The 12,846-nt window shown below is 60.6% G+C and carries 18 protein-coding genes; 12 read left to right on the top strand and 6 right to left on the bottom strand.

All coding sequences use genetic code 11. From position 1 onward, the window contains the following. Nucleotides 1-2: 2 nt before the first annotated feature. The 4 genes from AC13QO_RS11655 to AC13QO_RS11640 all read left to right on the top strand — a co-directional run bounded on the left by AC13QO_RS11655 (nt 3) and on the right by AC13QO_RS11640 (nt 3,670). Complete coding sequence (locus AC13QO_RS11655; RefSeq protein ID WP_488540717.1) at nt 3-935, top strand: ABC transporter substrate-binding protein; 933 nt, start codon at nt 3-5, stop codon at nt 933-935. 14 nt (nt 936-949) lie between these two features. Then, complete coding sequence (locus AC13QO_RS11650) at nt 950-1,984, top strand: LLM class flavin-dependent oxidoreductase (RefSeq protein ID WP_488540716.1); 1,035 nt, start codon at nt 950-952, stop codon at nt 1,982-1,984. Nucleotides 1,985-2,051: 67 nt separating this feature from the next. Continuing rightward, nucleotides 2,052-2,648 carry a DsbA family protein gene (locus AC13QO_RS11645; protein WP_488540715.1) on the top strand — a complete coding sequence of 199 codons (597 nt, stop codon included), beginning with the start codon at nt 2,052-2,054 and terminating at the stop codon, nt 2,646-2,648. Nucleotides 2,649-2,749: 101 nt separating this feature from the next. Then, nucleotides 2,750-3,670: a fatty acid desaturase gene (locus AC13QO_RS11640; RefSeq protein ID WP_488540714.1), complete on the top strand. Its 921-nt coding sequence runs from the start codon at nt 2,750-2,752 to the stop codon at nt 3,668-3,670. 257 nt (nt 3,671-3,927) lie between these two features. On the opposite strand, the gene AC13QO_RS11635 is transcribed toward AC13QO_RS11640, so the two are convergent. The 3 genes from AC13QO_RS11635 to AC13QO_RS11625 form a co-directional block, all read right to left on the bottom strand. After that, a complete protein-coding gene (locus AC13QO_RS11635; RefSeq protein ID WP_488540713.1) occupies nt 3,928-4,266 on the bottom strand; it encodes a hypothetical protein in 339 nt (112 codons plus the stop codon). Nucleotides 4,267-4,338: 72 nt separating this feature from the next. Next, a complete protein-coding gene (locus AC13QO_RS11630; protein WP_221112986.1) occupies nt 4,339-4,959 on the bottom strand; it encodes a helix-turn-helix domain-containing protein in 621 nt (206 codons plus the stop codon). After that, nucleotides 4,949-5,131, bottom strand: a complete 183-nt coding sequence (locus tag AC13QO_RS11625; protein ID WP_085780812.1) for a hypothetical protein — start codon at nt 5,129-5,131, stop codon at nt 4,949-4,951. Before AC13QO_RS11625 ends, AC13QO_RS11630 begins: the two co-directional genes overlap by 11 nt. Before the next feature lie 408 nt (nt 5,132-5,539). Between AC13QO_RS11625 and msuE the strand changes: the two genes are divergently transcribed. From msuE to AC13QO_RS11590, 7 genes are all read left to right on the top strand, one after another. Beyond that, a complete protein-coding gene (gene msuE, locus AC13QO_RS11620; RefSeq protein ID WP_085780813.1) occupies nt 5,540-6,100 on the top strand; it encodes an FMN reductase in 561 nt (186 codons plus the stop codon). A gap of 10 nt (nt 6,101-6,110) precedes the next feature. Beyond that, nucleotides 6,111-6,308 carry a hypothetical protein gene (locus AC13QO_RS11615; protein WP_085780814.1) on the top strand — a complete coding sequence of 66 codons (198 nt, stop codon included), beginning with the start codon at nt 6,111-6,113 and terminating at the stop codon, nt 6,306-6,308. 131 nt (nt 6,309-6,439) lie between these two features. Beyond that, nucleotides 6,440-6,616, top strand: a complete 177-nt coding sequence (locus AC13QO_RS11610) for a hypothetical protein (protein ID WP_198175575.1) — start codon at nt 6,440-6,442, stop codon at nt 6,614-6,616. A gap of 12 nt (nt 6,617-6,628) precedes the next feature. After that, nucleotides 6,629-6,781, top strand: coding sequence for a hypothetical protein (locus tag AC13QO_RS11605; protein ID WP_198175576.1), 153 nt, complete (start codon nt 6,629-6,631; stop codon nt 6,779-6,781). Beyond that, nucleotides 6,778-7,359 (top strand): RBBP9/YdeN family alpha/beta hydrolase, encoded by a 582-nt coding sequence (locus AC13QO_RS11600; protein ID WP_488540712.1) that lies wholly within the window; start codon nt 6,778-6,780, stop codon nt 7,357-7,359. Before AC13QO_RS11605 ends, AC13QO_RS11600 begins: the two co-directional genes overlap by 4 nt. 11 nt (nt 7,360-7,370) lie before the next feature. Continuing rightward, nucleotides 7,371-7,679, top strand: a complete 309-nt coding sequence (locus AC13QO_RS11595) for a hypothetical protein (RefSeq protein ID WP_097599040.1) — start codon at nt 7,371-7,373, stop codon at nt 7,677-7,679. Nucleotides 7,680-7,681: 2 nt separating this feature from the next. Beyond that, nucleotides 7,682-8,443, top strand: coding sequence for a gamma-glutamylcyclotransferase (locus AC13QO_RS11590; RefSeq protein WP_285193918.1), 762 nt, complete (start codon nt 7,682-7,684; stop codon nt 8,441-8,443). 27 nt (nt 8,444-8,470) lie between these two features. On the opposite strand, the gene AC13QO_RS11585 is transcribed toward AC13QO_RS11590, so the two are convergent. The 3 genes from AC13QO_RS11585 to tauA are packed head-to-tail and all read right to left on the bottom strand — an operon-like array spanning nt 8,471 to nt 11,174. Further along, nucleotides 8,471-9,325 (bottom strand): ABC transporter permease subunit, encoded by an 855-nt coding sequence (locus AC13QO_RS11585; RefSeq protein ID WP_285193917.1) that lies wholly within the window; start codon nt 9,323-9,325, stop codon nt 8,471-8,473. Beyond that, the gene (locus tag AC13QO_RS11580; protein ID WP_097599038.1) at nt 9,322-10,110 is read right to left on the bottom strand and encodes a taurine ABC transporter ATP-binding protein; all 789 of its coding nucleotides are present in this window, start codon (nt 10,108-10,110) and stop codon (nt 9,322-9,324) included. The genes AC13QO_RS11585 and AC13QO_RS11580 overlap by 4 nt, the downstream gene beginning before the upstream one ends. Before the next feature lie 50 nt (nt 10,111-10,160). Continuing rightward, nucleotides 10,161-11,174 (bottom strand): taurine ABC transporter substrate-binding protein, encoded by a 1,014-nt coding sequence (gene tauA, locus AC13QO_RS11575; protein ID WP_488540711.1) that lies wholly within the window; start codon nt 11,172-11,174, stop codon nt 10,161-10,163. 201 nt (nt 11,175-11,375) lie between these two features. Between tauA and AC13QO_RS11570 the strand changes: the two genes are divergently transcribed. Continuing rightward, nucleotides 11,376-12,749 (top strand): FAD/NAD(P)-binding protein, encoded by a 1,374-nt coding sequence (locus tag AC13QO_RS11570; RefSeq protein ID WP_488540710.1) that lies wholly within the window; start codon nt 11,376-11,378, stop codon nt 12,747-12,749. The last annotated feature ends 97 nt before the right edge of the window (nt 12,750-12,846 follow it).

Genomic DNA, 12,846 nt, shown 5'->3' with positions numbered 1-12,846 from the left:
GCGTGACGACCTTTCCAGCAATCCGTACCCTCTTCCTCACAGCGCTGACGGCAATCTTGACAGGGCTCGGCGCAGCACATGCCTCCGATGAATTCGACTTGAGCCCGCAGCAGCCGGCCAGGCTTCATGCCGCCAGGAACGATGCGGCCGTCGCCGCGATCCCGAAGGATTTCAAGTTCGTCACGCCTGGCAAATTCACCATCGCCGTCAGCCCCGGCGGTCCGCCGCTTGCCACCTATGCCACCAAGACCGTGGTGGGGGCCGATCCCGACTATGCCTATGCCATCGCCGATAGCCTCGGCCTGACGCTGGAGATCGTGCCGGTCGCCTGGATCGACTGGCCGCTCGGGCTTACCTCGGGCAAATATGATGCCGTCATCTCCAATGTCGGTGTGACCGAGCAGCGCAAGGAGAAGTTTGATTTCTCCACCTACCGTCAGGGCATGCACGGTTTCTTCGTGAAATCGGACAGACCCATCACCTCGATCAAGGAGCCGAAGGATGCAGCGGGCCTCAGGATCATCGTCGGCGCCGGCACCAATCAGGAGCGAATCCTGGTGAAGTGGAGCGAAGAGGACGTCGCCGCCGGCCTGAAGCCGATCGAGCTGCAGTATTACGACGACGAGGCGGCGAGCCTGCTTGCGCTTCGTTCCGGCCGGGCAGATGTCATCGTCCAGCCGCATGCCCAGCTCGTCTTCATCGCCGCGCGGGACAAGAACATCAGGCGGGTCGGCACACTGAGCGCCGGCTGGCCGGATCGTTCCGATGTCGCGATCGCCACCCGCAAGGGAAGCGGTCTCGCCGATGCGCTGACCATCGCCACCAACGGCCTGATCAAGGACGGCACCTATACCAAAATCCTCGAGCACTGGCATCTTTCCGAGGAAGCCTTGCCGGCATCCGAGACCAACCCGCCCGGCCTGCCGAAATATTGAATGGAAGGCATGACATGAGCGGCCGCACTATATCCATCAGCCATATAGGCTTCCTCACCCCCGGCAATTATCCCGACGATGATCCCTTGTCGGGATTGGAGCAGACGCTCCAGCAACTGCAATATGGGGAGGTGTTGGGCTTCGACAGCGCCTGGGTCCGCCAGCGGCATCTGGAGCCGGGGATTTCTTCAGCGAGCGCCTTCCTGGCGGCGGCCACACAGCGCACCAGCCGGATCGAGCTTGGAACGGCGGTCATCCCGATCGGTTATGAAAGCCCTTACCGGCTGGCCGAAGACCTTGCCACCGTCGATATTCTCTCGCGCGGGCGGCTGAACATCGGCGTCAGTGCCGGCCGGCCGCTGCATGCCGAACTGATCGGCCCGCTCGCCTTCGACGGCGATTGGACGCGTTACGATTTCTCGCATGATCGCGTGCTGCGCTTCGCCGATAATCTGCGCGGCGTCTATCTCGGAGATGATGAAACCTTCATCAAGACGCCCTTCGGCCCGCAGCGGCCGCGCCTGCAGCCTTTTGCCAAAGGTTTGATCGACCGCATCTGGTATGGCGGCGGGTCGCAGCGCTCGGCCGAATGGGCCGGCCGCAATGGCTTCAACCTATTGACCGGCAACGTCATAACCGGGGAGGGGACCGACGATTTCTTCGCCGCTCAGTCCCGGCTCATTAAAACCTATCGCGCCTCTGGTACTGAGCGCCGTATCGCGCTCGGCCGCGTCATCGTGCCTTTCGACAGCGCCGATGCGGCCACACGCCGCCGTTACCGCGACTATGCCGACGGCCGCCATCAGCGGACGCTCTCGCCGCAAGGCGACCGGCGAACCTTGTTCGCCCGGGATATCGTCGGCACGTCGGAGGAGATATTGGAGCGGCTATTTTCAGATCCGATTCTGCCCGAGGTCAGCGAACTGAGGCTGGAACTCCCCTACGAGTTCGAGCATGAGCAATATCGCCAGATCCTCCACGATTTCGTGACAACGATCGCACCCGCGCTCGGATGGAAAGCGCAAGCCGGAATTCGCGCCGCTTCCTAAATCTCGCCAAACCGATGATCTGGGCCATTCGATGGCTGAACAATCACTCTACGAGGAACATTCATCAGTGACCAAAACGGTAGAATACTTCTTTTCAATCGGCTCTCCCTGGTCATACATTGGTTTCGATGCCTTTACCGAGCTGGCGGCGCAGAACGACGTCCTCATCACTCCCTATTTGACGACGGTGGTCGAGGAAAACGGCGGCATCTTTTCGCGCAACCGCCCGGAAATCCGCCGCGCTTACTGGACTCGGGATCTCAAACGCTGGGCCCGTGTGCGCGGCAAGGAATTGTTCCTCGAGCATCGCCCCGAGCTTAGCGACCCAACACCGGCGTCCCTCTTCGTGATTGCGGCCTATCTCGACGGGCAGGACTGGATCGGCGTGGCCCGTGCTCTGCAGCATGCCTTCTGGAGCGAGGCGAAGGATATAGGCAAGGCGGATGTGCGCGAGGCGATCGTTAACGCCGCCGGTTTCAATGGCGCCGTGCTGCTCAGGCGCCAGGCAGACGACGATGTTCAGAACAAATGGTCGGCCGACCGCGTGCATGCGCGCGACAGCGGCGTCTTCGGCTTCCCGACCTACGTCCATGACGGCGAACTCTATTGGGGGCAGGACAATCTGCCTTTTCTCGAACGTCATCTCCGCGGCGACAGGCCTTAGAGACGGATTTTTTCAGAGAAGTCTATAAAATAGATGGTCTTTGTTCCCTGCCTTTGATGGCCTCCGCTAGATTGGCTTCGTTGATGGGGAAAATTGCACGCATGCCCGACAGGATTTCACAGGCGGCCGGAGCCATTCCGCCGCTTTCGCCGGAATGGCCGACCGTCATTCTTGCGCTCGTCATCCATGGTGGATTTCTTGCGCTCACCTGGTGGTGGCAATCATTGCCGGCGATCGTGACCGTCTTCGCAGGCGGCTGGCTGATTGCCTGGCACGGTTCCCTCCAGCACGAGGTTATCCATGGCCATCCGACCGGAAAGCGATGGATAAACGACGCGATCGGGTCGATACCGCTGTCGCTCTGGCTGCCGTATCCGATCTATAGGGAAAGCCATCTGGAGCATCATCGCGACGAATATCTGACCGATCCGATCGAGGATCCTGAATCGTCCTATTTCACCAAGGCCGCCTGGCAACAGCTCGGCGCGGCCGGCAGGCTGCTGGCGCGGTGGAACACTACACTGTTCGGCCGTTTGACCATCGGCCCTGCGGTGATGCTGTTGAGTTTCCTTGGGCAGGAATGGCGACTGATATGGGCGAACGAACCGGGAAGGCGACGGATATGGGCGGTGCACGGTGCAGGCGTCGCCGCCGTCCTTGTCTGGGCGACGGTCCTCTGTGGCGTGCCGGTCTGGCTTTATCTCGGTTTCGTCTATGTCGGCGCAGCGATGACGCGGCTCAGATCCTATGCCGAGCACAGATATGCCGAAAGCCATCAGGAACGCACCGCCATCGTCGAAAACAGCCACCTCTTCGGCTTGCTGTTCCTCTATAACAATCTGCACGTCCTCCATCATCGCCGGCCCGGAATTTCCTGGTATCGCCTTCCCAAGATCTATCGCCACAATCGCGAAACGCTCGTGCGCTCCAATGGCGGGCTTGTCTATGACGGCTATTGGGACATTGCCCGTCGCTTCCTCCTGAAGCCGCACGACGATCCGACGCACCCCCGTCATTCATAGAGCCGCGCTCCCGGTGCAGCGAGGGCGCGCTCGTCATGGCACGCGCGCTTGACCGTGAGCTGCCGGGAAGGGCGAAGCGCCTGCCGCGCCGTTGGGCAAGTATAACGGATAGAATTCTGTTATATTGTCTATGTTGCGCAGTCCTGCCGCAACCATTCCATTCTATTGGAGGAAAAGATAAAGGAAGAATTTTTTATATTGTTTGCTGCAAATGGTTCTTTTATCTCCCGCTTCATCGAAACGCGAAACGCCGCTATTTACCGGAGAGAGACGATGAACCCCGCCATGAACATGATGCCGATGATGAACAACATGATGAACCCGATGATGGGTGGCATGATGCCGATGATGTCGGGCATGCCCATGATGCCGATGATGAATGGCGCGATGATGCCGATGATGATGATGATGGGCTCGATGAAGTGCACCATGACGGCAGAAGGCATGGTCTGCGAAATGAAGCCGATGGAAGGCATGGACAAGGACATGTTCATGGAATGCTGCAAGCGCATGATGTCCATGATGTCGGGCGGCATGCCCGTCATGATGAATTGCGGCGGCATGATGATGTGCTGCATGATGGCGGCATGAGCCATCCGCCTCCAGCGCACCTGCAAGATGCGCCCAAAGAAATGACCGAAAGCCTCCGGAGACGGGGGCTTTTTGCGTCAGACGCGAACGTCTTCGAGATAGGTCGTCACCAGGTAGAGAATCGCCTCCGTTCCGGTCATGTTTCGGTAGAGGTGAGGCACGTCAGCATCGAAAATGACGGCGTCGCCTTCACCGAGGATATGCGGCGCCTGCCTGCCGGCAATGATTTCGACCGTGCCTTGCGCGACGACCAGATTTTCGACCGTTCCATGCTGATGGGCGTCGGCGTTTTCGGTGTGGTGCGGAGCAATCCTTAGCTCGTAGAATTCCACCTTCCTCTCTCCTTCGAAGGGAAAAAGAGCCCGCGTCTGGAAGCGCCCGTCGGAAGAGGCGAGGATTTTTGATTTTGCCCGCGGCACGGCAACGATCGGGGTTTCGCCGCGTTCGGCGATAAGAGCGGCGCAGGGAATGCCGAGTGCAAGCGCGATCTTCGAGAGGATGCTTAAGGTCGGGCTGCTCTTGCCGGTCTCGATCTGGCCGAGCATCGCGCGGCTGACACCGGCGATCTTTGCCAGCCTGTCGAGAGAATAGCCACGCCGGGTGCGAATGCGCCGCAGGTTCTGTCCTGTCTGAGCCGTGATCTCGTCGGCAGTCTCTCTCGCTTCGCCGCCGGAAAGGAGCACTTGATCAGGCGCCATATCCTGCAATGCCCATTGCAATGACCGGGACGAAACCCCAATACGGCACCCACATGAGGACCGGCTGCATCGCAAAGGATACCGGAGCGGATGGCTTCGCCGCATCAGCATGTTTGCTGCGCGACTGCCGGTAGGCCTGGAAATCGATGACGTCAGCCGTCTGCACTGGCATGAAAAGCTCCCGCTAAAAACTATAAGAATGCTATAGTTTCTCTTGCGGGAAGGGCAGGACATCTCGTCCAATCCTCAGGCTCAACCGGAAATCTTATACCAATAATATTCGACCTTGCGGCAAAGCCATTTATGGCGGCGTTCGCAAAGCCTCTTGCCCTAGGTTCGTCGTATAGGCGTTCAGTTTTCAGAGGTCTTCATCACAGCCGGCCCTGTTCCCATCGCTGCGGTCTTTGGCCCGAGTGCGGGCCCAGAGATCAGTGATTCCGGATGATGTCGTGATGCAGCTTATGCGTGCCGGATCTGTGGCGGATGTTTTTTTCAACGATAAGAGCAACGAGGAACGCTCGTTCCTTTTATCTATCAATTTTGTAGACAATAATTGACCAGTCTTAAGAGAGGAAAAACAATGTCAGGTTTCAAACTCGTCGGCATTGCTGGCAGCTTCAATCGTCCTTCCAAGACACTGGCTCTGGTCCGGCATGTCGCCGAACTTGCGACCGATCGATACGGCTTTACGAGCAGGACCTATGATCTGCATGATGTCGGCCCGTCGCTCGGCAGCGCCTTGTGGCGCAAGGACCTTGACGAGCAGGCCAAGCATGTCATCGACGAGATCGTGCAGGCGGATGCCTTGATCGTCGGTTCGCCGACCTACAAGGGTTCCTATCCCGGCCATTTCAAACACCTCATCGATCTGATCGACCCGCATGAACTGCGGGCGAAGCCGATCATCATCACGGCGACCGGCGGCGGCGACCGGCACGCGTTGATGGTCGAGCATCAGCTTCGGCCGCTCTTCGGCTTTTTCATGGCCCATACCTTGCCGACGGCCGTCTACGCCTCCGACCGCGACTTTACCGACTATGCGGTCTCCTCGGACGCGCTTTCGAACCGGATCGGCGAGGTGGTCGGGGAACTGGCTGCTTTCTTCCCTGAGGTGAAGCCGGCGCTGGCGGCGGCCGAATAGGATCATCGTCATGGTCAGGTTTCAGAAGGTATCGGCCGACGATGCTGAAAAGCCCGAGGCGGGCGAGCAGATGTGGAGCGTCTTTGAATTCGCACGGCGATATCGCCTCGCCAAGCGGGAAGAGAACCGACTGCTGATGCTCTACGGACCGACCGCATCGCTTGGCGATCTTCTTGCCAATGCGCGACGTCATTCGCTGATTTCCTGATGCAGGTTACCCAAAGGTGGGTCGCGGTCTTGAACGACCCGCATCGAACAATGACCTGAGGCGCGCCGCACGACTCAATTTGGTGTGACGCGCTTTAGCCGAAGAAAATCGGTTCCGGACAGGAGATTCGCATGAAGCTTGATTTCCAATCCTGGCTGAAGCTCGCGGTCGACCGCTTTCTTGATCTAAAGCCGGCAGCTGGGCGCAAGCCCGCAAATGAATTGCTCACTCGCGACGAAGAGCGGGACTGGTCTGCCCGCGAATACGAACTTCATTATTGGGGCGCGACGCCCGGCCTTTGGTATTGAGGAGGTCACGTGATGGCTATCATCATTGAACCCGGCCTCGGTCGGCATCGTGCGAAAAGAACAACGGGCAGCATCATGTCGCTATTCCGGAATGCCGCCGGAATCTGCACGACCACGGGCTCGTTCATATTCCTGTTCGCTCTAGTGATCGGGTTGATCCGATGAACGAAGTCCTTATCCTTCCCGGTCTGTTCGGCTCGGCAGAAGGACACTGGCAGCGGCACTGGCTGCAGGATCACCCGGACAGTCGTTGCGTCATCCAGGACGACTGGGATCATCCGAACGTCGACAAGTGGTTGTTTCGGCTGGAAAGCGCGCTCGAAGAGGCAGGTGAGGCCTATCTGGTCGCCCATAGTCTCGGATGCCTGCTAGCCGCCAGGCTCGCCGGCCGGAGCGTTGCGCGCCGCGTGAAGGGAGCTTTGCTCGTCGCACCATGCGACCTGCCCGTTACCGAAGTCCTGCACGCTGGACAAATCTCCTTCGGCGATATGCCGACGGCGCCTCTGCCTTTTCCGAGCATCGTCGTCGGCAGCATGAACGACGCCTATATGACCGTCGACCGCCTGGCCCTGTTCGGTCGGCTGTGGAACGCCGAGACCCGGAATATCGGCCTGGCCGGCCACATCAATATCGCCAGCGGTTTCGGACGCTGGCGCAACGGCTACCGGCTGCTGGAAGCCTTGAAGACGCGCTCGGGTGCTCGAAAGCGCGCCGTTTCCATGCTGCCGGCTTTTTCGATGTGAGTGGAAGCGCAATGTCCGACATCGTCGCCGATCTCCTGCGGCTCACCGAAGACCCGAATGCCGACCCGCGAAGCAGGCGCCGCCAGACCATCAATCATTTGGTTCAGGCGCTGCTTGCGATGGCCGACAGCCAACTCGGACCGGAAGATGCGCAGAACCGCCATTCGATCATCCATTTGACGACGATCATCCGCGATATGACGGGACGGATCGCCGATGCCGACGACGCGACGTTTTCGGCGATCGTCAGGGAGGCCGCGATGCTGATCCGCAGCCTGGAGCGGCGCCGGGCGGATGCGGCCAAGTTTACGGTGCATTGAACGTGACTGCGATCCGGGAGCGCAAGCAGGCGGTGATCCAGCCAAGCGAGGCCCGCATGTTCGGCGGTGCGCTCACAGATGCGCTCGTATCGCTGAGCCTACGCCCGGAGGCCGACCCAGGTCCGGAGCCGCATCGGACCCCGCTCACCGAAGCGGAGCTGGAGACGCTCGCCATGAGGCTGCTTCTCGAATCCGGCGCGGGACCGCTTTGGATTTTCGCCTATGGATCGCTGATATGGAAGCCCGATTTCGATGCCATCCAATGGCAGCAGGGTGCGGCCAGGGGTTGGCATCGGTCCTTCTGCCTGAAGATGACCCGCTGGCGGGGGACGCAGTCCCAGCCGGGCCTGATGATGGCTCTCGACCGCGGTGGACTTTGCAACGGCATCCTTTTCCGGCTCGCCGATAAGGATCGCCTTGGCCAGCTTCGGCGGCTGATCCGCCGTGAGGTCGGCTCGATCGAGGACGCTGCGACGGTTCGCTGGATTCCTGTCGCGACTGCAGATGGGCTTGTGCGTGCGCTGGTCTTCTGGGCGGGCCCGAAAGGCGAGCGTGTTTCGCGAAAATTGCCGCTGGAGACCGTGGCGCGTGTGCTTGCCAGGGCCTGCGGGCATATGGGCTCCTGCGCCGAATATCTCTATCTGACGGTGAAGCACCTGGAGGAGCGCGGCATTCGGGACCGCAATCTATGGCGGCTTCAGAAGCTGGTCGCGGACGAACTTGTCGCCATACATGGACTGACCGAGGCAGCAGGCAGTCATTGATATGGGTGCCTGCTGCCTGCCATTCGGTCAGAGCTTGCCTTTCCACGGAACGAGGAAGGCCTCGAGGAAGCGGACGGCGGCCGAAAAGGTGAAGGCGCAGATCGCGATGACGGCGATGCCGACAAAGACGACGTCCGTTGCCAGGAACTGCGAAGCCGACATGATCATGAAGCCGATCCCGCGGGTGGAGGCGATCAGTTCGGCCGCAACCAGCGTGCTCCAGCCGACACCGAGCGCGATGCGGATGCCGGTGAGAATCTCCGGCAGGGCCGAGGGCAGGACGATGTCCAGGAAGAGCTGCAGCCGGCTTGCTCCGAGCGAACGGGCGGCATTGACGCGCTCGATCGGCAACGAACGAACGCCGGCCTGAGCCGAGAGGCAGATCGGGGCGAACATCGCAAGCACCAGGAGCGTGATCTTCGACGTCTCTCCGATGCCGAGCCAGATAATCATCAGCGGCAGGTAGGAAAGGGGCGGAAGCGGCCAGTAGAATTCGATCGGCGCGTCGAGCACGCCTTTTGCCCAGCGGTTAAGCCCCATGAGCAAGCCGAGCGGAATGCCGGCGGAGATCGCGATGAGGGCGGCGACCACGATGCGGAACAGGCTCGCAGAGACATGCTCGAAGAGCGATGCCCCGGCATAACCGTCATGATAGATGACGCCGATCTGCGTCAGCACCTCGTCCGGGCGCGGCAGAAACAGGTGCGGAACGACGCCAAGCGCGGCGACGAACCACCACAGCAGCAATATGGCGAGGGCCGTGGCGACGCTGATGGCCACCGTCGATCTCTCGCCTGCGCCGAAGCCGGCCATTTTTACCAGCTTGACCTGGCGATCCTCGGTGTGAGTCGTAATAGGCGGAGCCTGTGTTATATCGCTCATGCGACGCTCCTCAAATCTTCGGTGCTGTGGAGAATGGCGCGTATCTGCTCGCGCAGCTCGGCAAATTCTGGCGAGGCCTTGATCGAGCGGGCATCTCCTGTTTCGGCAAAGCGTGTGACGAAGTCGAGGTCGAAGCGGGCCACGACGCGCCCGGGCCGAGGCGACATGACGAGCACCTGCGTGCCGAGGAACAGGGCCTCTTCGATCGAATGGGTGATGAAGAAAACTTTCTTCGCCGTCTTGTTCCAGACGGAAACCAGCAATTCCTGCATCTGCTCGCGCGTCAGGCTGTCGAGCGCGCCGAACGGTTCGTCCATCAGCAGGATGTCGGGATTGGTCGCAAGCGCCCGTGCGATGCCGACGCGCTGACGCATGCCGCCCGACAATTCGTAGGGGAATGCGCCGGCGAACTCGTCGAGACCGACGAGCCGGAGCAGTTCCAGCGCCTGCGCTTGCCGTTCCTTCCGGCCTACGCCGGCGAATTTCAGCCCGAGCGCGACGTTATCGATGACGGACTTCCAAGGCAGCAGCGAGTCCTTCTGGAACACGACGCCGCGGTCAGCACCCGGACGTTCGACGCTGCGGCCATCGAGCGTGATCCGGCCATCCGAAAGCGGAAGGAAACCGGCAATCGCGTTAAGAAGGGTCGACTTACCGCAGCCCGAGGCTCCGAGTGCGACGACAAAACCGCGTTCGGGAATATCGAAAGACACGCGATCGAGCGCGTGAACGGTCCGCCCGTCCCGGGCGGAGAAAAAGACGCTGGCGTGATCGACTTTCAGCATAGAGGAACTCGCACGTTAGACGCCGGCGCGCGCGCCGGCGTCGGGGAGGATCAGTTTGTGGCGCCGGCGAGCGCGTCGGCGGTGACGAAGCTGCCGTAATTGTCCAGCACGCCGGACACCTTGCCCTGCTCCTTCAGGAAGGATGCCGTGTCCTTGAGGATCTTGCCGGCGCCCGCCTTTTCGCCGCCGCCGAGCCAGGCGTCGGAAGCTTGGACTTCGGGGGTGAGCAGCGTCAGGTTCTTCAGGGCCGAAGCCTGCTGCTCAGGCGTGCCGCCAAGAAGCTTTGCGAGCGACTTGGCGTTATCGCTGTCGGGACCCCAGGCGGCTTTATCCGCCGCGAAGGATGCGTAATATTTGGTGACGACCGAAGCGAAGCTCTTGAGGAAATCCGGATTGTCGGCGGCGAACTTGGAGGTCGCAACCCAGGCGGAAAAGGTCGGTGCACCCTTGTCCGCCACATCCTTGGAGGTCACGAGGACCTTGCCGTTCTTCTTAAGCTCGGTTAGCGCCGGATCCCAGACGAAGCCGCCGTCGATATCGCCGCGATTATAGCTTGCCACGATTTCCGGCTGGGGGATGGCGAAGACCTGGACGTCTTTTTCGGTCAGGCCCAGCGATTTGATCAGTGCCAGCAGCTGATAGTGATCCGTCGACACTGGCGCGGCGGCAAGCTTCTTGCCCTTCAGATCGTTCAGGCTGTCGATGCCGGAGCCATTACGGACGATAAGAGCCTCGTCGATCCCCGAGATGGATGCCAGGTAGAAGGCTTTGACCTCGAGCCCGCGCGATACCGCGGCCGCGAACGGGCTGGAGCCGACATAGCCGACCTGGACATCGCCCGAGGCGATGGCTGCAAAGATCTCGGCCCCCGAATTGAACTTGCGGAAGTCGATTTCATAACCGGTCGCCTTGGTAAATTCGCCATTGGCGATCGCGACCGAAGACGGCAGCGCGTCGGTTTGATAGCCGACGACGACCTTTTTATCCGCCGCCTCGGCGACAAAAGCCGTTGCAAGTGTTCCGACGCCGACGGCGATCGCGGCAATCAAATTTCTGAAATTCATCTTGAGCCCCTTTGTTCAGGGCCTCATCCGGCCCTTGATCTCACCCTCAAAAGCCTAACGGGTGAGAATGGGCTAGCGGGAGAAATAACAAACTATATTTATAGACAATGGAGATATTTGTTTTCGCGATTCTACCGCTGGCGCGGTCTCAGGGCCGAGTGAGCGGCAGAAGCCAAGGTGTGGACCGTCAGGGAGAATGCGTTGATATATGATGTTATCGTGGTCGGATCCGGTTTTTCGGCGATAGCCGTGACCTGCAATCTCATCGAGCAGCTTCCCGCTTCGGCGACGGTCGCCGTCGTTGGCGATGATCCCGGCTTCGGCCGCGGCACGGCATACCGCACGGAACTTTACCTCCACCGCCTCAACGTACCCGCGGGCCGAATGAGCCTGCTGCCGCATCAGCCCGACGACTTTGTCGACTGGTTGAAAAATCGCGGGCGGCGGCTGCAGGCCGGCGATTTCGCCTCGCGCAGCGATTACGGTCTCTATGTCAGGGATACACTCGCGCAGCTGCTTCGGAAGCGGGACGGCCGCTGTCGGGTTGATTTCATCCGGGCCAAAGCGGCGGGATGCGTGGAACGTTACAACAGCACTTTGGCCTTCCATCTCGGCAATGGCGACGAGATTGCCGGCAGGAACGTGGTGCTCTGCCTCGGCGTCGGCAACGCCAAGCTGCCGGTCGACCCGGCGGCCGTACCGCTGTCGATGCGGCCGCGCATCATCGAGAACCCCTGGCGGCTCTCCTGGCTGGGACGCGTCGCATCGTCCGATAAGGTCTGCATCCTCGGTTCTGGCCTGACGATGCTCGATCAGGTTCTGGCTCTGCGTGCTCACGGCCATAGGGGCAGGATTGACGTGCTTTCGCGCCGCGGGCTTGCGCCGCTCGGGCATGCGAGAAATCCTCCCGCGCCTCTGCCGATTGACGTTGAGGCGCTTCCCACGACGATCAGCGGCATATTGAAGAGCTTGCGGGCAAAGAGCAGGTCGGTCGACGACTGGCGAAGCGTGATGGATGGCCTGAGACCGCAAACACAGGCTCTCTGGCAGCGGCTTTCCAACAAGGAGCGGGCCCGCTTCCTCAGGCATGCGCTTCCCTGGTGGAACATCCACCGTCACCGCGTCGCGCCTGTCGTGTTCGACAGGTTCGACCAACTCGTCTCGGAAGGAGCCGTTCGATTCCACGCCGGCTTCCTGAAATTGCTCGAGGCCGAGGAGGGCAGGCTCGTTGCCGGATACAGAGTTAGAGCTACAAGCGATCTCGCCGCAATAAAGGCGGATTGGCTGATCAACTGCACGGGAATGGAGCGCGCCGGCATCAGCCATTCACCGCTTTTGCAGGAAATGAACCGGTCTCAGCTGATCGCCGCCGATCCTCTCGGCCTCGGCATTCAGGTGAATGCTGCTTCCGAGGTTATAGGGTCATCCCGGATCTCGCCTGTCCGGCTGTTTGCGGTGGGCGCCTTGACGGCGGGACAATTCTGGGAAATTACCGCCGTCCCCGACATTCGGGTGCAGGCCAAGGCCGTGGTCGAAGAGATCGTCGCGCAGCGGCGGCCGGCGGCCGAGTCATAGACCGGCTATCCCCAGGGTGACTCGGTGCTGTTGAATTGCCGGCCGCCGCCAGCTACAGTGCGTGGTACGCCATAATACGATTTTCGAACCTGGCTGC

The organism is Rhizobium sp. CNPSo 3670, from assembly GCF_057784555.1.
This window is presented reverse-complemented; position numbering and strand designations above follow the sequence as displayed.

What these genes read in the sequence shown, in the direction of transcription:
- AC13QO_RS11650 (WP_488540716.1), top strand. Translation starts at nt 950, where the DNA reads ATGAGCGGCCGCACTATATCCATCAGCCATATAGGCTTCCTCACCCCC.
- AC13QO_RS11640 (WP_488540714.1), top strand. Translation starts at nt 2,750, where the DNA reads ATGCCCGACAGGATTTCACAGGCGGCCGGAGCCATTCCGCCGCTTTCG.
- AC13QO_RS11635 (WP_488540713.1), bottom strand. Translation starts at nt 4,266, where the DNA reads ATGGCTCATGCCGCCATCATGCAGCACATCATCATGCCGCCGCAATTC.
- AC13QO_RS11630 (WP_221112986.1), bottom strand. Translation starts at nt 4,959, where the DNA reads ATGGCGCCTGATCAAGTGCTCCTTTCCGGCGGCGAAGCGAGAGAGACT.
- AC13QO_RS11625 (WP_085780812.1), bottom strand. Translation starts at nt 5,131, where the DNA reads ATGCCAGTGCAGACGGCTGACGTCATCGATTTCCAGGCCTACCGGCAG.
- msuE (WP_085780813.1), top strand. Translation starts at nt 5,540, where the DNA reads ATGTCAGGTTTCAAACTCGTCGGCATTGCTGGCAGCTTCAATCGTCCT.
- AC13QO_RS11615 (WP_085780814.1), top strand. Translation starts at nt 6,111, where the DNA reads ATGGTCAGGTTTCAGAAGGTATCGGCCGACGATGCTGAAAAGCCCGAG.
- AC13QO_RS11610 (WP_198175575.1), top strand. Translation starts at nt 6,440, where the DNA reads ATGAAGCTTGATTTCCAATCCTGGCTGAAGCTCGCGGTCGACCGCTTT.
- AC13QO_RS11605 (WP_198175576.1), top strand. Translation starts at nt 6,629, where the DNA reads ATGGCTATCATCATTGAACCCGGCCTCGGTCGGCATCGTGCGAAAAGA.
- AC13QO_RS11600 (WP_488540712.1), top strand. Translation starts at nt 6,778, where the DNA reads ATGAACGAAGTCCTTATCCTTCCCGGTCTGTTCGGCTCGGCAGAAGGA.
- AC13QO_RS11595 (WP_097599040.1), top strand. Translation starts at nt 7,371, where the DNA reads ATGTCCGACATCGTCGCCGATCTCCTGCGGCTCACCGAAGACCCGAAT.
- AC13QO_RS11585 (WP_285193917.1), bottom strand. Translation starts at nt 9,325, where the DNA reads ATGAGCGATATAACACAGGCTCCGCCTATTACGACTCACACCGAGGAT.
- AC13QO_RS11580 (WP_097599038.1), bottom strand. Translation starts at nt 10,110, where the DNA reads ATGCTGAAAGTCGATCACGCCAGCGTCTTTTTCTCCGCCCGGGACGGG.
- tauA (WP_488540711.1), bottom strand. Translation starts at nt 11,174, where the DNA reads ATGAATTTCAGAAATTTGATTGCCGCGATCGCCGTCGGCGTCGGAACA.